The organism is Aquabacterium sp., from assembly GCF_036279675.1.
Classification (GTDB): domain Bacteria; phylum Pseudomonadota; class Gammaproteobacteria; order Burkholderiales; family Burkholderiaceae_C; genus Aquabacterium.
The window spans coordinates 1-24,773 of record NZ_DASUIS010000054.1; the positions used below are offsets into that span (position 1 = coordinate 1).

Sequence of the window (24,773 nt, forward strand, 5' to 3'; positions counted from 1 at the left end):
CCGTCGGTCACGGAGATGACGGTACCTTGGTTGCGAATGTCGGCAGCCGCGCCGAGACCTTCGATGCGGCTCTTGATCAGTTCGGAAATTTCTGCGGGATTCAGTTGCATTGCTTTGCTCCCAGTCTGGTCAAGGGCTGCACTGTGGCAAACCTCGTTGACAACGACCGGCGGTTGTCAGGAGTGGCATGAAAACCACCGGTAGGAATTGAGCGACTATTGGTTGCGTCGGTTCGGTTACCCGTACTGCGACTCAAGCCAAGAGAGTGGACTTCATGCGTTCGAGGCGAGCCTTGACGGAAGTGTCGAGCACTTCGTCACCCACCACGACGCGCACGCCGCCAATCAGTTCAGCGTCGAGTTCGACCTTGGCTTCCAGTTTGCGGCCAAAGCGCTTTTCGAGCGGCCCCATGATGTCAGCCAGTTGAGCGGCATCGATCGGGAAGGCGCTGTAGATTTGCGCTTCGGACACACCCTGGCGAGCCTTGACCAGCGCCTGGAACTGCTCGACCATCAAAGGCAGAGCGGCCAGACGACCGTTTTCCAGCACGGTGCGCAGGAAATTGGTCAAGGACGTAGCCAGTGTCACCTTGGCTGCCGCCACGATCACATCGAACACCTGGTTCGATGTGACCTTGGGGTTGTCAGCCAGGGCTTGCACTTGCGGATCACGGGCGACAGCTGCCACAGCCTCAAGGGCCTGTTGCCAGGCAATCAGCTCGGCATCAGGCACAGCTTTGAACAGGGCCTCTGCGTAGGGGCGGGCGATAGTGGCAAGCTCAGCCATGATCACAGCTCCGACTTCAGGCGGCTCAGCAGGTCGGCATGGACCTGAGCTGAAACCTCACGACGCAGGATCTGCTCGGCACCCTTGACGGCCAGACCGGCAACCTGTTCGCGCAAAGCTTCACGAGCTTGCACGATCAGTTGCGCGGCTTCAGCCTTGGCATCGGCCACGATCTTGTCTGCTTCGGCCGTAGCACGGCTCTTGGCATCTTCGACCAGGGCATTGCCACGCTTTTCAGCGTCAGCCAGGCGCTTGGCGATTTCGTCGCGGGATTGGTTGAGCTGCTCCTGGACGCTTTTGTTGGCGTTAGCCAGTTCAAGCTTGGCCTTGTCAGCCGCAGCCAAACCGTCCGCGATCTTGCTTGCGCGCTCGTCGAGAGCCTTCGTGATCGGGGGCCACACGAACTTCATCGTGAACCACCACAGGATCATGAAGACCACGATCTGCGCAATCAGCGTTGCGTTCAGATTCACGGCTCGGACCTTTCTCGGTTAATTGAAAAATTCAGTCGAGAAAGACCGATTACTTGGCGATGTTGGCGATGAAGGGGTTCGCGAAGGCGAACAGCATGGCGATACCAACACCGATCAGGAAGGCAGCGTCGATCAGACCGGCCAGCAGGAACATCTTGGTTTGCAGTTCGTTCATCAGTTCAGGCTGACGAGCGGTGGCTTCGAAGTACTTACCGCCCATCAGGGAGATACCGATACAAGCACCCAGAGCGCCCAGACCAATGATCAGACCGCAAGCCAGAGCGACGTTACCCAACACGATTTCCATGATTGCTCCTAGATAGAAAAAAGAAAAGAGAGGTTAGAAAAGAGACTGAAAGTGAAGACCCAAAGATCAGAGGGGGGGATAACTGATCAGTGACCTTCGTGAGCCTGACCGATGTACACCAGAGTCAACATCATGAAGATGAAGGCCTGGAGCGTGATGATCAGGATGTGGAAGATGGCCCAGGCGGTGCCGGCGATGACGTGACCGATCCACAGACCGATGCCGCCCAGCGACGAGAAACCGACAGCGCCCATCAAGGCGATCAGCATGAACACCAGCTCGCCGGCGTACATGTTGCCCCACAGCCGCATGCCGTGGGAAATGGTCTTGGCGCCGAATTCGATCAGGTTCAGACCGAAGTTGGCAGGAGCCAGCAGGATGATGCCGACCGGGCCGTGTGCATGGAAAGGCGCCGTGAACAGCTCCTTGATCCAGCCGAACAGGCCCTTGATCTTGACGTTGTAGTACAGGCAGATCAGCAGCACGCTCAGCGACATGCCCAGCGTGACAGACAAGTCAGCCGAAGGCACGATGCGCAGGTAGGCGTGGTGAGGATCCAGACCCTTGGCCTCGTAGACCTTGCCCCAGATGGTGGGCAGCAGATCCAGGGGCAGCAAGTCCATGGCGTTCATGAAGAAGATCCACACGAACACGGTCAGGGCGACAGGGGCCACGGCCTTGCGGGACGTCGCGTTGTGGATGATGCCCTTGGCTTGCGTGTCGACCAGCTCGACGATCATTTCGATCGCAGCCTGGAAACGGCCAGGCACGCCGGAGGTGGCCTTGCTGGCAGCACGCCACAGCATGAAGATCGCCAACAGACCCAGGGTCACCGACCAGAACAGGGAGTCATAGTTGACGTAGGAAAAATCGGCAATGCTTTGCGCATCTGCATGGTTTTGCAGGTGGCGCAAGTGGTGATTGATGTATTCACCGGCCGTTGGCGCGTGGTGCGCGGCGTTTTCAGCCGTCGCGGCGTGTGCATCAGCAGACATCAGCAACTCTCGTCAAACAAAATTCTTCTTGCGACGCTGCCACACGAGCAACGCCACCCCAATGACTTTCAAGCACAACACCAGGGTCACCAGCATGGCAGCCCAGTTCAGCGGCTTGATCCATACTGGCGCCAGCGCGAGCATCGCGCCGGTCATTCCCAGCTTGAGGATCTCCCATACAAGAAGACCCCCCACGCTGCGCCCCGCGTTGCGTCCGAATACCCCACGCGCCATGAGCGCATTGGGCACCACCGCCACCGCAGCGCCATACAAAGAGGACACTGCTGCAGCCGGACTGCGCGACAGGGCACCCCAGACCAGCGCGACCAGCACCCCGAATGCAGCCTGAACGGCCAGCACATGCCACACGGACATCGAAGGGTGCCTGGCAGAAAGGGCTTGCGCCTCTTCCCGCGTCAGCGGCCGGACAGGGAGGTCGTCGTCTTTGGACCAGTCAGAGTCGTCAAATGGCATGTTGGTTGCCTGCATGGCGTCTGCTACTCGGCACAAAAACGCCGACCCTGGCGTCGGCAAAACCTAAAGATTATACGCACTTACCCGGGAACAGTCCAAGCCCTAGTTGTGCGCTTGTTTGAAACACCCCCTCAGCCACGGGTGCGGCCGCGACAAATCGAGTCGCCCGCGAACCACACCCCCGCGTTACCCCTAACGTTAGATACCCCTCATATAGGTGCCCCACTGGGGCAAGCACTGTGTCGAACAAATCACGCCACGGGCATGCTTCGTTACAAGTCATTAATCGAATTCAATTCAGGTCTCACCCCACTGCTAGAAGCGGGGTTGGGGCTTGTGTTTTCTGAAGCCCGGTGCTCAGGTGGAGTCCAGCATGTCATCAACGGCGAAAAAAGAAAAAGTCAGCACGTTCTTCCGTCCCATCAAGTCGGTGACGGTGAGCAACATCAAGCAGATGTATGACATCTACGCCAGCTACTATGAAAACACCTCGCTGGACATCTTCCTCAACGACCTGAGCAAGAAGTCCGGCGTGATCCTGGTGACACGCAAGTCCGACGACAAGATCGTGGGCTTCTCGACGCAGACCTTTTTTGATATCAAGGTCGATGGCAAGCGTGTGCGCGGCATCTTCAGCGGCGACACCATCATCGAGCAGGCCTACTGGGGCAACAACGCCCTGGCCAACACCTTCTATCGCCGCCTGATCATCGAGCGCATCAAGCGCCCGTTCACGCCGTTCTACTGGTTCCTCATCTCCAAGGGTTACAAGACCTATCTGCTGATGACGAACAACTTCTACAACTACTACCCCAAGGTGGATGGCAACCGCGGCGACCGCAACGAGCGCTACCACAACATCACGCAGGCTTACTGCGAGGCCCTCTTCCCCGAGGCCTTCGACAAGGAAGCCATGCTGCTGGACTTTGGTCAGGAGTATGTGCGACTGAAGGGCGACGTGGCCGACATCACACCCGAACTGAAGGCCGCCAATCCGCACATCGCCTTCTTCGAGAAGGTGAACCCCACCTGGCGTCGCGGCACGGAAGTGCCCTGCCTGGCCGCCTGCGACTACGAAAGCCTGTTCCGCTCCATCGTGGACGTGCCCTGGAAGTGGATCAAGAAGCACATGCTGGGCACACACAAGCCAGCCGGGCTGGACATCGCCAAGCAGCATGCCCAGCAGCAAAGCCGCCAGGAATGGCTGGAATCCGACGCTGATCAGGCCAGCGCGGGATCCAAGGCTTCCTGAGCATGGGCGTCGGCACCACACTCGGACACCAACTCCTCAAACTGCTTGTCGCCCCCGGGCGGCGCCGCTTTGAACAGCACCTCGGCGAACTGGAATCCGTCCAGCGCGCGCGGCTTGCCCGTTGGTTGTCTGCCGCATCCCGCTCACCCGAAGGACAGCGCCGCAACATGCGCGCGGACTGGTCCTGGGAGGAGTTCGTCCGCCAGGTCCCGATCTCGACCTACAAGGACTACGCGGACGTCATCACGGCGCAGCGCGAGCGCAAGCAATCCCTGCTGATCGACTCCCCCGTGATGCGCTACCAGCCCACCAGCGGCTCGACATCCGGCGTGAAGTGGGTGCCCTATACGAAGATGTTCCTGGACGAACTCGACCAGGTCATCACCGCGTGGGTCGGCGATCTGTATCGGCAATTCCCCGGCCAGGGTCATGGCACGCACTACTGGTCACTGTCGTGGATCCCCACCGAGATGCGCAGCCAGACGGCTGGCGACATCAACGACGACATGAAGATGCTGTCATGGGGCAAGCGCCTGCTGGCCTATCTGACGCAAGCAGCCCCCCAGGACATCGCGCTGGCCGAGACCTCGGACGACTCGCTGTTTGCCACCATCGCCTATCTGGCAGCCGATCAGCACCTGGGCTTCATCTCGGTGTGGAGCCCCACATTCGGCCTGGGCCTGCTGGAGCAGATGTCGGTCTGGCGCACGGAGCTGGTCAACGTGCTGGGCTCGGGTCACTGGGGTGCACGCACGCCGCGCATGGCCGGGCTGCCCTGCCCTCAATCACCGCGGGCCGCCCACCTGCTGATGAAGTGGGATGGCCAGTTGCAAGCCCAGTTCTTCGAGCAGCTGTGGCCTCAGCTGGCTGTGCTCAGCGCATGGGACACGGCCGCAGCGGCTCCCTGGGCGCGCAAGCTCAAGAACTTCCTGCCGCACGCCAGCTTTCAAGGCAAGGGCCTGTGGGCCACGGAAGGCGTGGTGACCTTCCCCTTCGACGGGCGCTATCCACTGGCCTACCTGAGCCACTTCTACGAATTCGCCGATGCCGTGGACGGCAAGATCTTTGCGCCATGGCAGCTGCGCGAAGGTCAGGATGTCATTCCCATCATGACCACCGGCAGTGGCTTTGCGCGCTACCAGATGGCCGATGTGATCCGCGTCGAGAAGCCCTTGGGCCAGGTGCCCTGCTTCACCTTCCTGGGCCGCAACGATGGTGTCGACCTGGTGGGTGAAAAAACCAGCGCCACCACGGCGCAGATGGTGCAGGACCAGTTGCATCTGGCCGATGCCATGCCGGTGACCCTGCTGGCGCTGGATGAAGCCCGCAACCGTACGCCCGGCTATGTGCTGCTGGTCGAATGCAGCGCCGACGCACCGCGCGAAGCCATGCAGCGCGCGCTGGCCGACCAGGTCGAAAAGGCGCTGCAAAGCAACTTCCATTACAAGCTCGCCCGCGAGCTGGGCCAGCTGCAACATGCGGCCTGCGTGGCCTTGCCGCACATGCGCGCCATCTACCTGGATCAGTGCCGTGAGCGCGGCATGATCGAAGGCAACATCAAGATCGAACCCTTGCGACACTGGCGCGGCGAAGTGCCGGCCGTGTTGCGTCAGTCGCTGGACAGCTGAACGGCGCCAGCCCTTTCACCCACTCATTTGATCCACTGTTCACCATGGCCATCACCGTACGACAGGGCACCCCCGCCGACAACGCCAAGATGCAGGATCTGATCACCAAGATCACGATGCCTGGCGTGGCACAGATGTGTTTCCAGCGCGCCCCCGACTTCTTCGTGGGCGCCAAGGTCATTGGCGACGAGTTCGTCCTGACCGTGGCCGATGACGACGAGCGCCCTGACGTGCTGGCCGGGCTGACCGTGATCTCCGGCCGCGATCTGTACATCAGCGGCAAGAAGCGCCGCGTGTACTACTCGGGCGACACGCGCGTGGACCCCTACTACCGCCGTCGCGGCATCGCCTCGAACCTGTTCATCGAGCAGAAGAAGCACCGCTCCAACGACGACCTGCTGCAAGGCATCGTGCTCAAGGAGAACACCGCACCGCTGGACGCTGCCAAGAACACGGCCGACGGCGTGCTGTTCGACTACTGGATCAGCCACACGATCGAGACCAGCTTCATCTTCACGCGAAAGATCACGCCACGCATCCCACAGGGTGTGCAGATGCGCGCGGCCACGGCCGCCGATGTGCCATCCATGCAGGCCTTCTTTGATCGCGAAGCCCCGCGCCGCAATGGCTACCCGGTGTATGACTTCACCAGGCTGCTGGCCGGTGACCCGTATTACGCCGGCCTGAGCATCGGCGACTTCGTGCTGGCCACGCGTGACGGCCAGATCATCGGCATGATCGCCGGCTGGAACCAGAAGTCCTACAAGCAGACGCGCATCGTGGGCTTCAAGCCCATCGTGAAGGTGCTGCGCCCGATCTACAACCTGTACGTGGGCATCACGGGTGGCTTCAAGCTGCCTCCGATCGGTGGCGTGCTGAACTACCTGACCTTGTCCAACATCCTGATCGCCAACGACGACCAGGCCGTGCTGCAAGGCCTGATCGACTACGTGATGGCCAACCAGGGTCAGAAGTTCGACGCACTGGCCACGGCCTTCACTCACGGCGACCCGCTGGAAAACGTGCCGCGCGGCTACAAGCGCCAGAAGCTGTTCTCCAGCCACTTCTGGCTGAGCTACGGTGCCGACCCACGACCTGGCATCGACAACCGCCCGCTCTATGTGGAGTTGGGCAGGCTGTAAGGCGATGTCATCAAGGTAGCCGAGCCACCTCGGCTACCAACCGCTCGAAGGTTTGATCCAGCCGAGCCAGGAATGCATCGACATCCTCTGCCGAGGTTTCAGACAACTGCCAGACATTGGGCAAGGCCAGGCGCCCGCCTGCCTCGCAGAGCACCTGCAAAGGCGCCACGCTGCTGACGATGGGAATGAACTGCTCGATGCGCACCGGCACATCCGGCGGATTGATCACCGGCCCGGCGTCACCCAGACTTGTGGAGTGGCAGCTGATCAAGGGGAACTTGTCGTTGCGCTTCATCTGCACACCGATATAACCCACCAGTGTGCGCCCCAGGAACTGCATGAACTCTTCCTGCAGGTAAGTCCAGGACATTTCCCTGCGTGCAAAACGAGCCTGTCCCTCCTTCATCTGCTCGCCCACCGACCGCACACGGTCCACCAGCGACTTGCGCGCGTCTTGCTCGATGATCAGGAAGGCGCCGACATGGTTGCCCCACAGAGGACCATGCCCCGCAGACTCAGGGTAATAGCGGCGCATGTTCACGGAGATCCGGATCACAGCGGCCGCACGGGGATCATCAGGAGATTGATCCAGGAAGGTCTGCGCAATGGCCGCCACCTGAAAGGTGTTGGTGGACACGCCCAGCTTGCGCGCTGCCTGGCGCACCTCCTGCGCACCAATGCGCAATACATGGTGGCGAACGCCCGTGACCGAGAAATTGGGTTGTGGCCGCCTGGGGATACGCTGCACATTCAGGGTCTTGAGCAAGCGGGCCTGCGCGACCTTGTGTTGACGCGAGCGCCAGACCTTGGCGGGCCACTGCCACCAATGATCCGGCGCAATGGCCCCGATCAATGATGGCGCCTCGATGGGCATGGGCGTCATGGGCATGCCATTGAGACCGCGCACCATCTGGTTGACCAGGTGCATCATGGTCATGCCATCGCCGAAGATGTGGGGCACGGCAAACAGGATGATGGCGCGCTGCGCATGCGGCACGAAGCGCACCCGCATGCCGATGCCGCGCTCCAGCGGCAGCACCTCGTTGACCATGCGCTGATGCCAGGCCTCCAACGCCTTGGGATCGTCCACATCGATGTGGGCATCCACCTGAAAGGCCTGCTCGAACAGCTGATCGACCACGTGGTCATCGGGCAGGATGCGGAAGTGGTAACGGTGCAGCCCTGGCTCCAGGATGGCCCGCAGCTTGGGATAGATCGTGACCAGCTCGCGCAGGACGCGTCGAACCAACCCCTCATCCAGCGGCGCATTGAAGCGCAGGATGTAGGGCTGCAGCACGCCGGCTGCCAGCCCCTCCAGCGCCGCATAACCATGCTCGGATCGATTGAGGGGAACGACGTCGGAGGTGATGAATGCCATGCATTTGATGCTGCCAGAAGCTCGCCGCAAGCGGCCTCATGATTTGTGCGGATCACCCCTTGGATAAGGGCCAAAGCAGAAGCCTTGACCGCCATCCCGGAGACCGTTTGGCGGGACTGCCTACAATCCCGGGATGACTGCCGCAGCCTCCACCCCCGACATCGCCCTGCCAAAACTGGCCAATGACCGTTTCCTGCGCGCCTGTTTGCGCCTGCCCACGGACTACACGCCCGTCTGGCTGATGCGTCAGGCCGGCCGCTATCTGCCCGAATACCGCGCCACGCGTGACAAGGCGGGCAGCTTCATGGGCCTGGCCACCAACAAGGAGGCCGCATGCGAAGTGACCCTGCAGCCGCTGGACCGCTACGCCCTGGACGCCGCCATCCTGTTTTCCGACATCCTGACCGTGCCCGATGCCATGGGCCTGGGCTTGAGCTTTGCCGCCGGTGAAGGCCCCAAGTTCGCCTCACCCGTGCGCGACGAGGCCGCGGTGGACAAGCTGGCCGTGCCCGACATGGACAAGCTGCGCTACGTGTTCGACGCGGTCAGCACCATCCGCTCGGCGCTGGCCGACAAGGACGGCGTGGGGCGCGTGCCGCTGATCGGCTTCTCCGGCAGCCCCTGGACACTGGCCTGCTACATGGTCGAAGGTGGCGGCTCGGATGACTACCGCCTGGTCAAGACCATGATGTACCAGCGCCCTGATCTCATGCACCGCATCCTGGCGGTCAACGCCGATGCCGTGGCGCTTTACCTCAATACCCAGATCGAAGCCGGCGCACAGGCCGTGATGGTGTTCGACTCCTGGGGCGGCGTGCTGGCCGATGGCGCCTTCCAGGCATTCAGCCTGGCCTACACGAAGCGCGTGCTGGCCCAGTTGAAGAGAGAGCACAACGGCTTGCGCATCCCGCACATCGTGTTCACCAAAGGCGGCGGCATCTGGCTGGATCAGATCGCGGACACCGGCTGCGATGTGGTCGGACTGGACTGGACCATGAACCTGGGCAAGGCCCGCGCCATGGTGGGTGACCGTGTCGCCCTGCAAGGCAATCTGGATCCCAACGTGCTGTTTGCCGGCCCCGAGCAGATTCAGGCTGAAGTCATCAAGACACTGGACAGCTTTGGTGTGCCCGGCCCGCAGACAGGCCACGTGTTCAACCTGGGACACGGCATCAGCCAGTTCACGCCGCCTGAACACGTGAGCGTCCTGGTGGACACGGTGCACGATTACAGCCGCAAGCAGCGCGGCTGATCACCTCGTCGCACTGTTTTCAGCACGTCAACGGCGCTCGACCACCAGCGGCGTCAATTGCAAGGCATCCCTGGCCTGCTGAGCGGCGGCCAGCGCCTCGCCGCGCGAGCCATAAGGCCCCACTTGCAGCTTGAAGTAGGGCGCCTCGTGAAACACGGCCAGCAAAGGTAGCAAGGACGTCAACTCGGACGCCACTTTCTGCTGCAACCGATCGACCCCGTCACGCTTGCCCAGCGCCGCCAGCTGCACCCAGAAGCCCTTGGCATCCGGCGTGTAGGCCCTGGCTTGCCCCTCCTTGACTGCGGCAGCCACGGCGGTGGACACAGGCTGAGCCGAGGGCACCGGGTCCTCAGATGGCGGCGCGACTGGCAGGCTGGCCTTGCCCGCCACCGACATGATCGGGTCATCCAATGCGGCTGGCTGCGACAAGGCCACTTGTGTTGCGTCACCTTCGGCCGGCGTGCGGCGCCAGGCACCTGTTCTGATCTGATCGAAGGTCAGCCGCTCGATTTCAACCTCGGCGCTCCCCAAGCTGACAATGCCCAGCTTCACAGCGGCTGCATAGCTCAGGTCCATCACGCGCGACGAGTGGAAAGGCCCGCGATCGTTGATGCGCACCAAGGTTTCCTTGCCGTTGCGTACATTGCGCACACGGGCATAGCTCGGGATGGGCAGCGTGCGGTGCGCGGCCGTCAAGCCATACATGCTGAACATCTCGCCGCTGGCCGTGCGCCGACCATGGAACTTCGTGCCGTACCAGGAAGCCACGCCACGCTCCTTCCAGCTCACATCGGCTGCGATCGGCTCGTAGGCCTGCCCCAGCACGACATAAGGCTTGTTCGGGCCACCGGACTTGATAGGCTCGACCTGCGGCACTGGATCGGGCAAGGTGGCCAGATTGGGCGGCGCATCACTGGGCGCGCCGTCCCTGTCTGAAGGCCGGGCACCGGACTCGACCGGCCGAACCCCGGGCGCAGAGGCCCGCGATCCTCCCGGAGGGCTCGACGCGCAGCCTGCCATGAGGGCCACGATCACCGAGAGCGCCAGCACAATCCAGGGGCGGGTGCCCGCAGGGGCGAGCAGATGGCGATTCGGTGGCATGAGACTGGCTTGCATGCTGCGCACCATAACCGATACGCGACAAGCTGTGCACACGGTAAGCCCCTGACGCATTGCGTCACGCGTGGATTGCACATCGCGGCACAATGGCACCCTGTCACCGAACTCGACCAGCCCTCTCTCACCATGTCCAAACCTCTGGAACAGCCCTTCGATCACCCCTTCGAGCGCGGCATGCGCAACCGTCGTGCAGCACTGGGCGATGCCTGGGTGGACAAATCGGTTGCCAAGGCCAACACCTTCAATGCGGAGTTCCAGCACTTCATCACCGACTACGCCTGGCACGGCGTATGGGGTCGTCCCGGTCTGGACTGGAAGACTCGCCGCATCATCGTGATGGCCGTGACCTGCGCGCTGGGCCGTTGGGACGAGTTCGAGATCCACATGCGTGGCTCGCTCACACCCGGCAACGCCCACACGCTGACGCCTGAGGAAGTGCGCGAAGCCCTTATCCAGATCGCCATCTATGCTGGCGTCCCCGCAGCCAATACCGGCTTTGCCAAGGCCCTGGGCATCATGCGTGAACTGGGCATGGAGCCCCCGGCCCACCCAGCCGATCAATCCTGGCATCCCGGCGTCGGCCGCTCGGTGTTCACGAGCACACGCCCCAAGCTGCATGCCACCGTGCGCGAACCCCGGCACGGCAAGGCGGCGCACACCATTGTGTTGAGCCACGCGCTGGGCCAGGACGGTTCCATGTGGGATCTGGTTGCCAACGAGCTGGCCGCCACCTGCCGCGTGATCTGCCCTGACACACGCGGCCATGGCCGCTCGCAGACACCGGCCGAGCCCCTCACCATGACCGAGCTCGCGGCCGACGCAGCCCGTCTGATCGACGAGCTGGCCGAAGGCGAGCCCGTGATCTGGGTCGGCTTGTCCATGGGCGGCATGATCGGCCAGGAACTGGCCATCCGCCACCCCGACAAGGTCAAGGCGCTGGTGCTGGCCAACACCACCAGCAGCTACACGGCAGCCGGCCGCGAAGCCATCGGGCAACGCATCGAGACCGTGGAGTCACACGGTCTGGGCGCCATCAGCACGACCACCATGGCACGATTCTTCAGCGAAGCCTTCCGCCAGCAACAAGCGGCCACCGTTGCGCGCCACCAGCGCCTGCTGGAATCGACCGATCCGGAAGGCTACACCGCCTGCGCTGCGGCTCTGTGTGATGCCGACACTTCCGGCAAGCTGCACCAGATCCGTGTCCCCACCCTGGTCATTGCCGGCAGCCTGGATGAGGGCACACCGGTGGAGATGGCTCAGAACCTGGCCAAGGCCATCGCGGGCTCGCAACTGGTCACACTGCAGGGCTGCGCCCACCTGAGCGCGGTCGAACAGCCACAGGCATTCGCCGAGGTGCTGGGCGAATTCGTCGCTGGCATCTGAGTCAGCCAAAAAGAAAACCCCACCACGCCAGCAGCGTGATGGGGTTCTCGGAGGGTGCCCGGCCGGACTTGGCCTCGCCGGGGCTTGTTTCGCTTGTCTCTTCTACACTCAGGCTGCGCGACGGCGTGCTGCCGCGGCGATGCCGATCAGGCCCAGGCCCATCAGCGCGTAGGTCGCGGGCTCAGGCACCGAAGCCTGCAGCTTGCCGATGAAGTGCACTTCGTTATTGAGCCCCAGCAGACCGTTGTAGGGGCTGCCGATGTTGCCCAGGTTCAACATGGGCACGGTGCCAGCCTTGGCAAAAGCGGCCGCATTGACGCCCGAACCCTTGATGGTCAGCGTCGACGTGGTGCCTTCGGCAAACTTGCCCGTTGCGAAGTCAATGTTCCACTGGTAGGTGTAACCGGCGTCCTTGATCAGTGGCAACAGCCAGCTGTAACCCGAACCCGCAGCCAGACCCGTACCGGAGGTGCTCGCCAACGTGCCGTTGGGGCCGGACAGCCACAGCGCCTCGATGAACGTGCCGGACGAAGTCTTGGCAGGGAAGGGGTTGGCAAGCTGGCTCAGCGTCAGCTGCACACCACCGGTGATGTCGGCGATGTTCAGCGTGGCCACCGAGTAACTCAGGGTCTTGGTGTCCAGCAGGTCCAGAATGGTCGACGTATCAAAGAACGTCTTGAAATCATACGTATAGCTGGCAGCCCAGCTGGCATTGGATGCCAGACTGAGCGCAGCGATGCCGGCGGCAACTGCCGTTCGGCGCACTAGCTTGATCATGGATGCTCCTCTCTTGGCGGGTGGGCGTTGAGGACAGTCCACATACAACTCGAATTGCGTGACTTTTTACCCAACGTTACCCCATCGTATTGATTTAATGCGAGGCATCAAAGAGGGGTTGCCCGCCCCCCCATGTGTGGGGGCCGCAGGCGTCAATTTCACGATCCGATAACACCCGTTGCCCACGCTCGACAGGGCTGCGCTTGATCTATGCTTGCCCCCTTGCCCGAATTGTTCTGATTTTCCCTGTCTGCGCGCCCGATGTCGTCCCACGCTGCCAACGCCGCCCCGCCCATGATGAACCCGGCCCAGATGGCCGCCGTGCAGCACCTCCACAGCCCCTGCCTCGTGCTGGCGGGCGCCGGCTCCGGCAAGACCCGGGTGATCACCCACAAGATCGCGCGCCTGCTGCAACCTGGCGACGGCGCAGACCTCGCTCCTTCGCAGATTGGCGCCATCACCTTCACGAACAAGGCCGCGGCCGAAATGCGCGACCGGGTCAAGGCGCTGATCGGCGCCAAGGCGGCCAGCAAGCTGCTGGTGTGCACCTTCCACTCGCTGGGCGTGCGCCTGCTGCGCGAAGACGGCACCGAACTGGGGCTCAAGCCGCAGTTCTCCATCCTGGACTCCGACGACGTCACCGGCATCCTGCGCGATGCTGGCGCCACGACGGACGCCAAGCTGGCGCGCAGCTGGCAATGGCAGATCAGCCTGTGGAAGAACATGGGCCTCAACAGCGCCCAGGCCATGTCCCACATCAAGACGGACGAAGAGCAGATCGCCGTGCGGGTCATGAAGTTGTACGAAGAGCGCCTGCTGGCCTACCAGGCCGTGGACTTCGACGACCTCATCAGCCTGCCGCTCAAGCTGCTGGCCGAGCACGAGCATGTGCGCCTGAAATGGCAACGCCAGCTGCGCCATGTGCTGGTGGACGAATACCAGGACACCAACGCCACACAGTACGAGCTGCTCAAGCTGCTGGTCGGGCAGCAAGGCATCTTCACCGCCGTGGGTGACGACGACCAGTCCATCTACGGCTGGCGCGGCGCCACGCTGGACAACCTCAAACGTCTGCCGCAGGATTTCCCCAACCTCAAGGTGATCCCGCTGGAGCAGAACTACCGCTCCACCAGCGCGATCCTGCGGGCAGCCAACAACGTCATCGAGAGCAACCCCAAGCTCTTTCAGAAGACGCTGTGGTCGGACCTGGGCGAAGGTGACCCGGTCAAGCTCATGGAATGCGACAACGAAGAGCACGAAGCCGAGCGCACCGTCTCGCACTTCATGATGCTGCGCATGAACCTGCTGGAGCGCCACCCGGGCGATCCGAGCAAGACCGACTGGAGCAACTTCGCCATCCTGTACCGAGCCAACCACCAGGCACGCCCGTTCGAACAGGCCCTGCGCAAGGCCAACATCCCCTACAAGGTCTCGGGCGGCCAGAGCTTCTTTGACCGCACCGAGATCCGCGATCTGTGCGCCTGGTTGCGCCTGCTGCTCAACAACGACGACGATCCGGCCTTCCTGCGCGCCGTGACCACACCCAAGCGCGGCATCGGCCACCAGACGCTGGGCGCCCTGGGCGAGTTCGCCGGCAAATGGAAGGTCAGCCTGTTCGAAGCCCTGTTCGCCGATTCGCTTTCCGCCTGCCTGAGCGCCAAGGCCCTGGGCAGCCTGCACGAGTTCGGTCGTTATGTGAACGACTTCGAATACCGTGCGCGACACACCTACGGCAGCGAAGACGCCAAGGCGATGCTGCTGGAGTGGCTCAAGGACATCGGCTACGAACAGCACCTCTACGACAACGAGGAAAACGAAAAGGTCGCAGCCGCCCGCTGGACCAATGTGATGGACTTCATCGACTGGGTGGCCAAACGCTGCGGCGGCCAGATCGAGAACGATGGGGGCATGAGCCACGAGTCCGAGAAGAAAAGCGTGCTCGAGATCGCCCAGTTGATCTCGCTGATCACCAGCCTGGCCGAGCGCGAAAGCGATCAGAAGATGGTGACGCTGTCGACGCTGCACGCCTCCAAGGGGCTGGAGTGGCCGCACGTGGTGCTGGCCGGTGTCAACGAGGGCTCCCTGCCCTTCTCACGCGAAGAAGGCGAGATCACGCCCATGCAGGTGGAAGAAGAGCGCCGCCTGATGTATGTGGGCATCACCCGCGCCCGGCTGACGCTGGGGGTGAGCGTGCTCAAGCGCCGCAAGAAAGGCCGCGAATACATCCAGGCAATGCCCAGTCGCTTTGTGGCCGAGATGAAGCTGAGTGAAGGCGCAGGCCCGAAGGAAGATCCGCGTGAGAAGCTCAAGCGGCTTCGCGAGGAAATGGCCGCCAAGGCCAAGGCGAACGCAGCGCAACAGGCGGCCAATCGCTAGTTACGCGCGGATGCGATCAGTAGCAACCACAACTTGACTTCGCGTTAAACCGGCCTCAACAATGCTGAAACCACGCTCCCCAACGTAGGGAGGGTGGGCGCCGTCCAAGACGGCATCCCATAACCATCAGGAGGATTTCATGCACACCATGCTCACTCGTGGCGGGCTCATTTTGAGCGCCTGCCTGCTTGCCTCAGTTAGTGGCCAGGCATTGGCTCAGACCGCTTTTACCGAGCCATCCTACGACTTCGGCCCCATCAACAGCTTTGCTGTACTGAATGACCCGAGTCATGCCGGAAACACCTCGACCTACGCAAAGCAACTGTCCTTTTCTCTGGACAGCGCAAGCGACGTCCGGCTGGATCTGCGATACGTGTGGTACTCGTACAGAAGCCTGGTCACCAGCGGCTTCTACAACGAGTCGTTCAAGCTCTACGACAGCGCACACACCCTTGTCGGCACGGGCAGCCTTGATTCGTCGTTTGCCGGCGGTTACTGCACCGGCGAGATCAGATACCAGCAATGCTGGGCCAACCACGGCCTGACGCTGGCGACGAACCTGTCCGCGGGCAACTACTCGATCGAATTCTCCGGCACCCGCGATTTTGGTCCGTACACACCGAATTTGTATTTCGGCGTCAGCAAAGCGGATGCTGCTGCGATTGATCAGTACTACAAACAAATCACGCCGGCTGGCGCCGTACCCGAAAACAGCACCATCACCCTGATGGGCCTGGGCTTGATCGGGCTGCTGCTGACCCGTCGCCCGTCACGCCAGGCACTAGACAACACCATCCAACTCTCGAGGAGCAGCAAATGAAACACATCACCACCGCACGCTTGACATGCACCATGATCATGGCAATGGCCGCGGCAAGCCACCATGCACAAGCCCAAAGCTGGAACGCCATCGACCTGGGCGTCAGCACAGCCACCGCACTGAATGAAGCGGGGCAGGTGGTGGGCTTCTTCAGCACGGCCAGTGGTGCCACGCATGCATTTGCCACAGGCGCCAATGGGAGCGGCTTTGTGGATCTGGGTACCCTGGGCGGCACAAACAGCCGCGCGTGGGACATCAATAATGCAGGACAGATTGTGGGCGCGGCCGATACAGCAGGCGGCACCAGCAATGCGTTCATCACGACCGCGAATGCCGCCACGCTGACCAACTTGGGCACATTCGGCGGCACGAACAGCTACGCCAACGGCATCAACAACAACGGACAGGTTCTGGTTGGCTACACTGCGGCCGGCGCATCACGCACCGCCTTGCTGACCCTCAGCACCACGAGCACCAAGGAACTGACCCCATACGGCTACAGCGGACACTACCTGGTCGCGCAAACGGCATCGGCCTCCAGTCTCAATGACCTGGGCACGGTCGTAGGTTCCAAATACGAGTCCTGCAATTGCACGGCCAATGCTTACGTGTTTCAAGGTCCTGGCTACCTGGTCACGGGTAGCTCGACCATGGACAGCAGCGCCAGCGATGTGAACAACCAGAACCAGGTCGTTGGTCGAATGAACCTGACCCAGGGTTCGAGTGGCCCCGCCTACAGGGCCGGCTACGCCGTCTTGTCGAGCGCAGGAGGCAGCACTTTTCAGGACATTGGAACCTTGGGAGGCGCATCCGCCTACGCCAACGGCATCAACAACGCGGGGCAAATCGTTGGCGCAGCCGCTACGGCGTCAGGGCAATTCCATGCATTCCTGACCGGCCCTGGCGGTGTCAACATGCTGGACCTCAATAGCCTGGTCAGCCTGACGGACGGCAGCTACCTCACCGGCGCAACGGACTTGAACGACCTCGGTCAGATCATTGCCTCGGCCAGCAACGGTCACAGCTACCTGCTGAGCGCGGTCCCTGAACCCTCTACCCTGGCCTTGGGCCTCCTGAGCGGGTTGGCATTGGCCCTGGCGACGGCTCAAAGACGGCGCCAGAAGTGAGAGCAAGTACTCACTTCTTTGCATAAGCAAAAAAAACCCGAGACGGTGATCTCGGGTTTTGAATATTCCACCAAAAGGAGGAGTGGAGGAGACAAACGAAACAAGCACGTGTGGGACGCCTCAAAATTCGAAAAGTTCCACGCGGCTGAAACAAATTGTATCTGCCGTGATGTTTTTACGCAAGGGTTCGCCCGAGGCACAATGCGAGCCCAATACGAGCCCCAATCACGAGCCCATTTCGCCAGCTTCCCTCCCTGGCGCGCAAGGACACATCACATGGAATGCACGATCAACTGGCAACCCGCTTCCGGCATGGCCTTCATGGCTGAAACCGGCAGCGGTCACATCATCAACATGGACGGTGCGCCTGAGGGCGGTGGCCGCAATCTGGCCCCCCGTCCCATGGAAACCGTGCTGGCGGGCACCGGGGGTTGCACGGCGTACGACGTCGTCCTGATCCTCAAGCGTGGCCGCCATGACGTCCGCGGCTGCCAGGTCAAGCTGACGGCCGACCGTGCCGAAACGGATCCCAAGGTCTTCACCAGGATCAACATGCACTTCGTGGTGACCGGTGTGAACCTGACGGAAACCGCCGTGGCCCGCGCCATCCAGATGTCGCACGAGAAGTACTGCTCGGCTTCGATCATGATCGGCAAGACCGCCGAGATCACGACCAGCTTCGAGATCGTTGCGGCCTGATCCCCTGCGGATCAGATGTGGTGCGCCGCCGTGGTCATGACCTTGGCGGCCAGTTTCATCAGGCCACGTACGGGCTTGGGCAGCTCGACGCCCCCGGCCTGCAAGGCCGCGTTGGCATGGGCGACTTCGTCGTCGCGCATCTGAGCCACGATGGCCTTGGAGGCCTGATCCCCTGCGGGCAGGCGGTCCATGTGGCTGTTGAGGTGGTGCTCCACCTGGCGTTCGGTTTCCACGACGAAACCCAGGCTGATCTTGTCACCTGCCTTGGCGGCCAGCAAGCCGATGCCGAATGCGCCGGCATACCAGAGCGGGTTGAGCAAGCTGGTGCGGCTGCCCAACTCCTTGAGGCGTTGCTCCGTCCAGGCCAGGTGGTCGGTTTCTTCGCGCGCCGCCGCATCGAACTGGGCCTTGAGCACCGGGCTGTCCGTGCCCCAGGCCTGCGAAGCGTACAGTGCCTGCGCGCACACCTCGCCCACGTGGTTCACCCGCATCAGCGCGGCTGACAGGCGCTTTTCTTCTGCACTCAAGGTCGTGCCCTCTGCCGCAGCTTGCGGGCAAGGGCGCGCCGCCGTGTGCTCGGCAAACACCGTGCGCAGGGCCGTGTCGAAGGACATGAGCAGGCGGTCCATGCCGTCATGACGGATGGCCGACGAAGAGGTAGAGGAAGGAGCGTTCATAGGCGAATGGTAGTACCGCAAGCCAACACGGCGCTTGCGCAGGCTCAACGCTGCATGAGCCCCCGGCTCTTGGCAATGGACATCAACATGCCCAGCCCGAGGCCCAGTGTGACCATGGCCGTGCCCCCGTAGCTGATGAAGGGCAGCGGCACGCCCACCACGGGCAGGATGCCACTGACCATGCCCATGTTGACGAAGGCATAGGTGAAGAAGCTCAAGGAAATGGCGCCGGCCAGCAGGCGCGAAAACAGCGTGGGCGCCTGCGCCGCGATCACCAGCCCCCGGAAGATCAGCGCCAGGAAGCCCACCATCAGGGTGACGCCGCCAGCCAGGCCATGCTCTTCGGCATAGGCGGCGAAAACGAAATCGGTGGTGCGCTCAGGGATGAATTCCAGGTGGGTCTGCGTGCCCTGCATGAAGCCCTTGCCCATCACCCCGCCCGAGCCGATCGCGATCATGCCCTGGATGATGTGGAAGCCTTTGCCCAGTGGGTCCGTGGTGGGATCCAGCAGCGTGCAGACACGGTTCTTCTGGTAGTCATGCAAGCCCACCCAATTCACGCCGGGCTGGCACAACTGCGCCTGGTAAGACACGATGAGGATCACACCCACGGCCCCGACCAGCAGTACGGGCACGATCAGGCGCCAGTTCAGCCCGGCAAAGAAGATCACGTAAAGTCCGGACGACATCACCAGCATGGCGGTACCCAGATCCGGCTGCTTGAGGATGAAGGCCACCGGCAACAGCACCAGCGCCCCGGCGGCTGCGAAATCAAGGCCACGCAACTGTCCTTCGCGGCGCTGGAACCACCAGGCCAGCATCAAAGGCATGGCGATCTTCAGGATCTCGGAAGGCTGGATGACCATGCCCAGGTTGAGCCAGCGCGTGGCGCCCTTCTTGGTGATGCCAAACAAGGCTGTGGCCACCAGCAGGATCACCCCCACCGTGTACAGCGGCACAGCCAGAGCCATGAGACGTTGCGGCGGCACCTGCGCCACCAGGAACAGCATGAGCCCGGCCAGCATCATGTTGCGGGACTGATCGATGAAACGCGAGCCGTTGTCAAAGCCCACGGAGTACATGTTGACCAGGCCCAGACCACACATGAAGACCACGATGCAGATCAGGGGCAGATCGAAGCCTTGAAACACGGGCTTGATGCGCTGCCACCAGGAAGGTTTGTCAAAGGCCACGCTCATGGCTGCTCCTTCGATGCGGCGGGGCTGACCGCGCTGGTCTGTGGACGAGATGCGGGGGCCAGCACCGGCACACTGGCGGTGCTGTCTGATGCAGGCGCCGTTGGCGGCTTGGGAGCCGAGGCTGACCTGGCGACCGAAGCGGGCGCGGAAGCCGACGACGCAGCAGCAGGGGCAGAAGCTGCCGACGCCGCGCCATCCGGCACGGTCGGCACATCCGCACCAAAGGCATCCAGGCCGCGGGGCAGCGGCATGGCCGAGGCCTTGCGTGGCACGCCGATCGGGCTGGCCGCCTTGCCGAGCTGTACGGCGGCGATGTCTTCCTCGCTGGGGTAGACGTCCATCAGGAGATAGTCCAGCACACGGCGGGCGATGGGCGCTGCGGCTTCGGCGCCAAACCCGGCGTTTTCGACGATCACGGCCAGCGCGACGCGCGGCTTGTCCAGCGGGGCAAAGGCTTCATACAGCGAATGGTCGCGCTTGTACTCGTCCACCTTGGACGCCACGTACTTTTCGTTCTGCCGCAAGCCCACCGCCTGGGCCGTGCCGGTCTTGCCACCACTCTGATAACCGGCGCCCATGAACACGCGGGTGGAGGTGCCTTCCTGCGTCACGCCAAACATGGCATCACGGATGAAGGCGGTGTGCTCCGGCTTGTAGACGACAGGCGTCAGGGCCTGACTGGAGCTGACACGGCGCTGGCGGGTCAGCACATCTTCGATTTCACGGACGACACGCGGCTGGTAGCGCTGGCCGTCACTGACGACCGTGGACAAGGCCGTGGCCATCTGCAGCATGGTGAAGTTGTTGTAGCCCTGGCCAATGCCCAGCGAGATGGTTTCCCCGGCATACCAGCGACGCTGCTCGGCACGCTTGTAGGCATTGCGCTTCCACTCGGTGGACGGCAGGATACCCGTGAGCTCACCCTTGAGGTCGATGCCCGTCAGGCGACCGAACCCCAGCGGGGCCATCTGGTCATGAATCAGGTCCACGCCCAGTTCGTTGGCCAGCGAATAGAAGTACACATTGCTGGACTTCACGATGGCGCGGCGCATGTCCATCGCCCCGCCCAGCTCGTTCTCCGGGCTGCGGAACTTGTGGCCCCCGAACATGAAGAAGCCGTTGTCCATGATGACGGTGCTGGGGCTGCGCTTGCCCGTGTTCAAGGCTGCCAGCGCCATGAAGGGCTTGTAGGTGGACCCGGGTGGATACGTACCCCGCAGCGCGCGGTTGAGCAATGGCTTGTCCGGCGACTCGTTGAGGTCCTTCCAGTTTTCGCTGTCGATGCCGTCCACGAACAGATTGGGGTCGAAGGTCGGCTTGGACACGAAGGCCAGCACCTCGCCGTTGCGCGGATCGATGGCCACCAGGGCGCCGCGGCGATCACCGAACAGGCGCTCGATCAGGGCCTGCAGCTTGATGTCGATCGACAGGTGGACGGTGTTGCCGGGCGTCGCCGGGTTGGAGCGCAAACGCCGCACCGCTCGGCCACCCGCGCTGGTCTCGACCTCTTCGAAGCCGGTGATGCCGTGCAACTCGCGCTCGTAGCTTTGCTCGATGCCCAACTTGCCAATGTATTCGGTGCCACGGTAGTTGGCCAACTCCTCATCGGGCCATTCGTCCATCGCATCAGCTTCTTTCTGGTTGATGCGGCCGATGTAGCCCAGCACGTGGCTGGCCAGCTCACCATAGGGGTAATGGCGAAACAGGCGCGCCTGGATATCGACCCCAGGGAACCGGAAGCGTTGAGCGGTGAAACGCGCCACCTCCTCGTCCGTCAGACGCGTGCGGATGGGGATGGACTCGAAGCTCTTGGATTCTTCACGCAGGCGTTTGAAACGACGGCGATCACGGGCCTGGATATCGACGATGTGCGACAAGGCTTCGATCGTGGCCTCGACATCGTCCACCTTGGAGGGCGTGATCTCCAGCGTGTAGGCCGAGTAGTTGTTGGCCAGCACCACGCCATGGCGGTCGACGATCAACCCCCGGTTGGGCACGATGGGCACCACGGCAATGCGGTTGTTCTCGGCCTGGGTGGCCAGGTCATCATGACGCACGACCTGCAGCACGTACAGGCGAAACACCAGCAAGCCGAAACAGAACAGCACGAAGCCGGCCGCCGCCCACAGGCGGGCCCGGAAACGGCTGAGTTCCTGCTCGAGGTTCTTGAGTTCGGTCATGCGGGGCGCCCGGATGCAGTCCGACTCACAATGGCCGGTTCTTGTCGCGGTCAGGCGCGCGGCGTTGCGGCGCCAGCAGCACGAAAGACGCCAGCGGCCACATCAACGACTCCAGCAAGGGCGCCACCACCAGCCCCCAGCCGGGGAAAGCCGCACCGGCGATCATGCGCACCAGCAGCGAAACCGCATGTGCCGCCACGAACAAGGGCACGATCTGCACGGCCTGAGAGGCCACCGTGAACCACAGCAGGCGGCGGTGCACGGTAATGGCAAAGAAGCTCAGCAGCGTGTAGGCCAATGCGTGTTGACCCAGCAAGGCGCCCTGGTGCACATCCATGATCAGGCCCAGCACGAAGGCCGAGCCCACGCCCACTCGGCGGGGCTGGTGCACGTTCCAGAACACCAGCGCGACGGCCAGGAAGTCCGGCACCCCGGCCACGCGGCCCCAGGGCAGCATGTCCAGACTCAAGGCCAGGAAGAGCGAGAACCAGATGAAAAAGGGGTTGACGGGCAACAGCAGTTCGCTGCCACGGGGCATCATGGCTTGGCTCCCGAGGCCGCCTTGGCGGCATGGTGACCCTTGCCATGTCGGCCCGAGGCGTCCACCGCAGAGGCGGATGCTGCGGCATCGGCCGGGCGCTCCGGCATCTTGCTGGCCGTGGGCTCGAGCAGCAGCACATGGCGCGTGCTGTCCGGATTGGCGGTCGGTGCCAGGGTGATGCGGGCAAAGGCCGAGTCAGCGCGGCGGTCCACCTGCAGCACCTTGGCCACGGGCAGCCCAGCCGGGTAGACGCCATCCAGGCCTGAGGTTTGCAGCACGTCGCCCACCTGCACGTCGGCGTTGCCGGCCATGAAGCGCAACTCCATGCCATGCGCCTGTGGTGTCCCGTAGGCCACACCACGTTGCTGTGTGCGCACATTGACCACGGGCACGGCCGCGTCCTTGTCGGTCACCAGCGTGACTTCAGAGGTCAGCGGATACACGCGCGTCACCTGGCCGAGCACACCGGCTTCATCGATCACGGGCGCGCCCAGCACGACGCGGCTGGCACTGCCCTGATCGATCACGACCTTGCGGGTGAAAGGGTCCGGCGCGTCATACAGGATTTCAGCGGCCATGCTGGCCACCTCGATGCGCGGGCGCAATGCCAGCAAGCCACGCAGGCGGGCGTTTTCGCGCTCCAGCTGGTCAGCGCGCATCACGCGTTCCGATTGCTGGGCCACCAGGCGTTGCGCCGCCAGTTGAGATTGTTTGGCCGCATCCAGGCCCGAGAAGTAGTGCCCGGCGGTGTCCCACCAGCGTGCGGGTGCCATCAGCACCTCCTGCACGGGTTGCAGCATCGTGGCCACCACGGCACGCAGGGGCTGGGTCATCTTCCAGCGCGCGTCGGCCACCATGAGGAAGACCGCCAGCGCCGAGAAGAACATCAGACGTGTGAACGCCGACGGCCCTTGCTTGAAGAAGGGCGGTGGCGTTCGGTCCAGCGTGGCCAACGGCATGGCGGCGTGTCAGCTCCCAAAACACGACAGGCGCCATCTTGAGGGGCGCCTGTGGTCACGACAAGGGTGGTTTATTCCGATGTGAAGATGCTGCCCAGGCGCTCCATGCGCTCCAGGGCCATGCCGCAACCGCGGACCACGCAGGTCAGCGGGTCTTCGGCAACCAGCACCGGCAGGCCGGTTTCTTCGGCCAGCAGGCGGTCCAGATCGCGCAGCAGCGCGCCGCCGCCAGTGAGCATCATGCCGCGCTCGGCGATGTCGGCGCCCAGCTCGGGCGGCGTGTGCTCCAGCGCCATCTTGACGGCCGAGACGATGTTGTTCAGCGGGTCGGTCAGGGCTTCGAGGATCTCGTTGCTGGAGATGGTGAAGCTGCGCGGCACGCCTTCGCTCAGGTTGCGGCCCTTGACTTCCATTTCCTTGACTTCGCTGCCGGGGAAGGCCGAGCCGATGTTCTTCTTGATCGCTTCGGCGGTGGGTTCGCCGATCAGCATGCCGTAGTTGCGGCGGATGTAGGCAATGATGGCGTCGTCGAAGCGGTCACCGCCCACGCGCACGCTGCCCTTGTAGACCATGCCGCCCAGGGAAATGACGCCGACTTCGGTGGTGCCGCCGCCGATGTCCACCACCATAGAGCCGGATGCGTCCGACACCGGCAGGCCGGCGCCGATGGCCGCGGCCATGGGTTCTTCGATCAGGTACACCTCGGAGGCGCCGGCGCCCAGCGCCGACTCGCGGATGGCACGGCGCTCGACCTGTGTCGAACCGCAGGGCACGCAGATGATGATGCGTGGGCTCGGCTTGAACATCGAGCGCGGATGCACCATTTTGATGAACTGCTTGAGCATCTGCTCGGTGACGGTGAAGTCGGCGATCACGCCGTCCTTCATCGGGCGGATGGCCTCGATGTTGCCCGGCACCTTGCCCAGCATGGCCTTGGCCTCGTGGCCGACCGCCTGGATGGTCTTCTTGCCATTGGGGCCGCCTTCGTGGCGGATGGAGACAACCGACGGCTCGTCGAGCACGATGCCCTTGTCACGCACGTAAATCAGCGTGTTGGCAGTGCCCAGATCAATGGCCAGGTCGGTCGAGAAATAACGACGGAATGTTCCGAACATGGAATGCTGCTCCGGCAACCAGGGAGTGACGCAACAACGCTGCAGCGCGAACCACCAGCTGCGGGGGGTGATGGATAACCTAAGATAATACCTTATGACCCGCCCTTCTCC

Annotated in this window: 23 protein-coding genes; 9 read left to right on the top strand and 14 right to left on the bottom strand. The window is 62.8% G+C overall.

Annotated features, from left to right (window positions below; genetic code table 11):
- Nucleotides 1-252 precede the first annotated feature (252 nt).
- The 5 genes from VFW93_RS06000 to VFW93_RS06020 all read right to left on the bottom strand — a co-directional run bounded on the left by VFW93_RS06000 (nucleotide 253) and on the right by VFW93_RS06020 (nucleotide 3,035).
- On the bottom strand, nucleotides 253-786 hold the full coding sequence (locus VFW93_RS06000) for a F0F1 ATP synthase subunit delta (RefSeq protein WP_329693078.1): 534 nt from the start codon (nucleotides 784-786) through the stop codon (nucleotides 253-255).
- A gap of 2 nt (nucleotides 787-788) precedes the next feature.
- Nucleotides 789-1,259, bottom strand: a complete 471-nt coding sequence (locus VFW93_RS06005) for a F0F1 ATP synthase subunit B (protein WP_329693079.1) — start codon at nucleotides 1,257-1,259, stop codon at nucleotides 789-791.
- Nucleotides 1,260-1,308: 49 nt separating this feature from the next.
- Nucleotides 1,309-1,566 carry a F0F1 ATP synthase subunit C gene (atpE, locus tag VFW93_RS06010; RefSeq protein ID WP_329693080.1) on the bottom strand — a complete coding sequence of 86 codons (258 nt, stop codon included), beginning with the start codon at nucleotides 1,564-1,566 and terminating at the stop codon, nucleotides 1,309-1,311.
- Nucleotides 1,567-1,652: 86 nt separating this feature from the next.
- Entirely contained in the window at nucleotides 1,653-2,561 is a 909-nt protein-coding gene (atpB, locus tag VFW93_RS06015) for a F0F1 ATP synthase subunit A (RefSeq protein WP_329693081.1), read from the bottom strand.
- A gap of 12 nt (nucleotides 2,562-2,573) precedes the next feature.
- Nucleotides 2,574-3,035, bottom strand: a complete 462-nt coding sequence (locus tag VFW93_RS06020) for an ATP synthase subunit I (protein WP_329693082.1) — start codon at nucleotides 3,033-3,035, stop codon at nucleotides 2,574-2,576.
- A gap of 373 nt (nucleotides 3,036-3,408) precedes the next feature.
- Between VFW93_RS06020 and VFW93_RS06025 the strand changes: the two genes are divergently transcribed.
- Genes VFW93_RS06025 through VFW93_RS06035 form a run of 3 tightly spaced genes read left to right on the top strand, consistent with a single transcriptional unit; the run spans nucleotide 3,409 to nucleotide 7,057 of the window.
- Nucleotides 3,409-4,287, top strand: coding sequence for a hypothetical protein (locus VFW93_RS06025; protein ID WP_329693083.1), 879 nt, complete (start codon nucleotides 3,409-3,411; stop codon nucleotides 4,285-4,287).
- 2 nt (nucleotides 4,288-4,289) lie between these two features.
- Nucleotides 4,290-5,915 (top strand): GH3 family domain-containing protein, encoded by a 1,626-nt coding sequence (locus VFW93_RS06030; RefSeq protein WP_329693084.1) that lies wholly within the window; start codon nucleotides 4,290-4,292, stop codon nucleotides 5,913-5,915.
- Nucleotides 5,916-5,959: 44 nt separating this feature from the next.
- The gene (locus VFW93_RS06035; protein WP_329693085.1) at nucleotides 5,960-7,057 is read left to right on the top strand and encodes a hypothetical protein; all 1,098 of its coding nucleotides are present in this window, start codon (nucleotides 5,960-5,962) and stop codon (nucleotides 7,055-7,057) included.
- Nucleotides 7,058-7,067: 10 nt separating this feature from the next.
- On the opposite strand, the gene VFW93_RS06040 is transcribed toward VFW93_RS06035, so the two are convergent.
- Nucleotides 7,068-8,435 (bottom strand): hypothetical protein, encoded by a 1,368-nt coding sequence (locus tag VFW93_RS06040; protein ID WP_329693086.1) that lies wholly within the window; start codon nucleotides 8,433-8,435, stop codon nucleotides 7,068-7,070.
- 133 nt (nucleotides 8,436-8,568) lie between these two features.
- Between VFW93_RS06040 and hemE the strand changes: the two genes are divergently transcribed.
- Nucleotides 8,569-9,687, top strand: a complete 1,119-nt coding sequence (gene hemE, locus VFW93_RS06045; protein WP_329693087.1) for a uroporphyrinogen decarboxylase — start codon at nucleotides 8,569-8,571, stop codon at nucleotides 9,685-9,687.
- 27 nt (nucleotides 9,688-9,714) lie between these two features.
- Here the strand turns inward: hemE and VFW93_RS06050 are convergent, their stop codons facing one another.
- A complete protein-coding gene (locus tag VFW93_RS06050; protein ID WP_329693088.1) occupies nucleotides 9,715-10,803 on the bottom strand; it encodes a septal ring lytic transglycosylase RlpA family protein in 1,089 nt (362 codons plus the stop codon).
- A 129-nt stretch (nucleotides 10,804-10,932) separates the two neighbouring features.
- Here VFW93_RS06050 and VFW93_RS06055 point away from each other — a divergent pair, with 129 nt between their 5' ends.
- A complete protein-coding gene (locus VFW93_RS06055; RefSeq protein ID WP_329693089.1) occupies nucleotides 10,933-12,192 on the top strand; it encodes an alpha/beta fold hydrolase in 1,260 nt (419 codons plus the stop codon).
- 108 nt (nucleotides 12,193-12,300) lie between these two features.
- Here VFW93_RS06055 and VFW93_RS06060 read toward each other — a convergent pair whose 3' ends face one another.
- Nucleotides 12,301-12,969, bottom strand: a complete 669-nt coding sequence (locus VFW93_RS06060; RefSeq protein ID WP_329693090.1) for a PEP-CTERM sorting domain-containing protein — start codon at nucleotides 12,967-12,969, stop codon at nucleotides 12,301-12,303.
- Nucleotides 12,970-13,230: 261 nt separating this feature from the next.
- Here VFW93_RS06060 and VFW93_RS06065 point away from each other — a divergent pair, with 261 nt between their 5' ends.
- From VFW93_RS06065 to VFW93_RS06080, 4 genes are all read left to right on the top strand, one after another.
- Nucleotides 13,231-15,345: an ATP-dependent helicase gene (locus VFW93_RS06065; RefSeq protein ID WP_329693091.1), complete on the top strand. Its 2,115-nt coding sequence runs from the start codon at nucleotides 13,231-13,233 to the stop codon at nucleotides 15,343-15,345.
- Nucleotides 15,346-15,484: 139 nt separating this feature from the next.
- A complete protein-coding gene (locus VFW93_RS06070; protein WP_329693092.1) occupies nucleotides 15,485-16,165 on the top strand; it encodes a hypothetical protein in 681 nt (226 codons plus the stop codon).
- A complete protein-coding gene (locus tag VFW93_RS06075; protein ID WP_329693093.1) occupies nucleotides 16,162-17,292 on the top strand; it encodes a hypothetical protein in 1,131 nt (376 codons plus the stop codon). Before VFW93_RS06070 ends, VFW93_RS06075 begins: the two co-directional genes overlap by 4 nt.
- Nucleotides 17,293-17,568: 276 nt before the next feature.
- On the top strand, nucleotides 17,569-17,991 hold the full coding sequence (locus tag VFW93_RS06080) for an OsmC family protein (protein ID WP_329693094.1): 423 nt from the start codon (nucleotides 17,569-17,571) through the stop codon (nucleotides 17,989-17,991).
- An 11-nt stretch (nucleotides 17,992-18,002) separates the two neighbouring features.
- On the opposite strand, the gene coq7 is transcribed toward VFW93_RS06080, so the two are convergent.
- The 6 genes from coq7 to VFW93_RS06110 form a co-directional block, all read right to left on the bottom strand.
- On the bottom strand, nucleotides 18,003-18,668 hold the full coding sequence (gene coq7 / locus VFW93_RS06085) for a 2-polyprenyl-3-methyl-6-methoxy-1,4-benzoquinone monooxygenase (protein WP_329693095.1): 666 nt from the start codon (nucleotides 18,666-18,668) through the stop codon (nucleotides 18,003-18,005).
- A 44-nt stretch (nucleotides 18,669-18,712) separates the two neighbouring features.
- Nucleotides 18,713-19,867: a rod shape-determining protein RodA gene (gene rodA, locus VFW93_RS06090; protein WP_329693096.1), complete on the bottom strand. Its 1,155-nt coding sequence runs from the start codon at nucleotides 19,865-19,867 to the stop codon at nucleotides 18,713-18,715.
- Nucleotides 19,864-22,047, bottom strand: coding sequence for a penicillin-binding protein 2 (gene mrdA, locus VFW93_RS06095; RefSeq protein ID WP_329693097.1), 2,184 nt, complete (start codon nucleotides 22,045-22,047; stop codon nucleotides 19,864-19,866). Before mrdA ends, rodA begins: the two co-directional genes overlap by 4 nt.
- Nucleotides 22,048-22,072: 25 nt before the next feature.
- On the bottom strand, nucleotides 22,073-22,588 hold the full coding sequence (gene mreD, locus VFW93_RS06100) for a rod shape-determining protein MreD (RefSeq protein WP_329693098.1): 516 nt from the start codon (nucleotides 22,586-22,588) through the stop codon (nucleotides 22,073-22,075).
- Nucleotides 22,585-23,547, bottom strand: coding sequence for a rod shape-determining protein MreC (gene mreC, locus VFW93_RS06105; RefSeq protein WP_329693099.1), 963 nt, complete (start codon nucleotides 23,545-23,547; stop codon nucleotides 22,585-22,587). The genes mreD and mreC overlap by 4 nt, the downstream gene beginning before the upstream one ends.
- A gap of 71 nt (nucleotides 23,548-23,618) precedes the next feature.
- Nucleotides 23,619-24,662, bottom strand: a complete 1,044-nt coding sequence (locus VFW93_RS06110; protein WP_329693100.1) for a rod shape-determining protein — start codon at nucleotides 24,660-24,662, stop codon at nucleotides 23,619-23,621.
- Nucleotides 24,663-24,773 lie beyond the last annotated feature (111 nt).

Bases quoted from the DNA above. Each gene is read 5' to 3' on its own strand.
- VFW93_RS06000 (WP_329693078.1), bottom strand. From the start codon at position 786: ATGGCTGAGCTTGCCACTATCGCCCGCCCCTACGCAGAGGCCCTGTTC.
- atpE (WP_329693080.1), bottom strand. From the start codon at position 1,566: ATGGAAATCGTGTTGGGTAACGTCGCTCTGGCTTGCGGTCTGATCATT.
- atpB (WP_329693081.1), bottom strand. From the start codon at position 2,561: ATGTCTGCTGATGCACACGCCGCGACGGCTGAAAACGCCGCGCACCAC.
- VFW93_RS06020 (WP_329693082.1), bottom strand. From the start codon at position 3,035: ATGCCATTTGACGACTCTGACTGGTCCAAAGACGACGACCTCCCTGTC.
- VFW93_RS06025 (WP_329693083.1), top strand. From the start codon at position 3,409: ATGTCATCAACGGCGAAAAAAGAAAAAGTCAGCACGTTCTTCCGTCCC.
- VFW93_RS06030 (WP_329693084.1), top strand. From the start codon at position 4,290: ATGGGCGTCGGCACCACACTCGGACACCAACTCCTCAAACTGCTTGTC.
- VFW93_RS06035 (WP_329693085.1), top strand. From the start codon at position 5,960: ATGGCCATCACCGTACGACAGGGCACCCCCGCCGACAACGCCAAGATG.
- VFW93_RS06040 (WP_329693086.1), bottom strand. From the start codon at position 8,435: ATGGCATTCATCACCTCCGACGTCGTTCCCCTCAATCGATCCGAGCAT.
- hemE (WP_329693087.1), top strand. From the start codon at position 8,569: ATGACTGCCGCAGCCTCCACCCCCGACATCGCCCTGCCAAAACTGGCC.
- VFW93_RS06050 (WP_329693088.1), bottom strand. From the start codon at position 10,803: ATGCAAGCCAGTCTCATGCCACCGAATCGCCATCTGCTCGCCCCTGCG.
- VFW93_RS06055 (WP_329693089.1), top strand. From the start codon at position 10,933: ATGTCCAAACCTCTGGAACAGCCCTTCGATCACCCCTTCGAGCGCGGC.
- VFW93_RS06060 (WP_329693090.1), bottom strand. From the start codon at position 12,969: ATGATCAAGCTAGTGCGCCGAACGGCAGTTGCCGCCGGCATCGCTGCG.
- VFW93_RS06065 (WP_329693091.1), top strand. From the start codon at position 13,231: ATGTCGTCCCACGCTGCCAACGCCGCCCCGCCCATGATGAACCCGGCC.
- VFW93_RS06070 (WP_329693092.1), top strand. From the start codon at position 15,485: ATGCACACCATGCTCACTCGTGGCGGGCTCATTTTGAGCGCCTGCCTG.
- VFW93_RS06075 (WP_329693093.1), top strand. From the start codon at position 16,162: ATGAAACACATCACCACCGCACGCTTGACATGCACCATGATCATGGCA.
- VFW93_RS06080 (WP_329693094.1), top strand. From the start codon at position 17,569: ATGGAATGCACGATCAACTGGCAACCCGCTTCCGGCATGGCCTTCATG.
- coq7 (WP_329693095.1), bottom strand. From the start codon at position 18,668: ATGAACGCTCCTTCCTCTACCTCTTCGTCGGCCATCCGTCATGACGGC.
- rodA (WP_329693096.1), bottom strand. From the start codon at position 19,867: ATGAGCGTGGCCTTTGACAAACCTTCCTGGTGGCAGCGCATCAAGCCC.
- mrdA (WP_329693097.1), bottom strand. From the start codon at position 22,047: ATGACCGAACTCAAGAACCTCGAGCAGGAACTCAGCCGTTTCCGGGCC.
- mreD (WP_329693098.1), bottom strand. From the start codon at position 22,588: ATGATGCCCCGTGGCAGCGAACTGCTGTTGCCCGTCAACCCCTTTTTC.
- mreC (WP_329693099.1), bottom strand. From the start codon at position 23,547: ATGCCGTTGGCCACGCTGGACCGAACGCCACCGCCCTTCTTCAAGCAA.
- VFW93_RS06110 (WP_329693100.1), bottom strand. From the start codon at position 24,662: ATGTTCGGAACATTCCGTCGTTATTTCTCGACCGACCTGGCCATTGAT.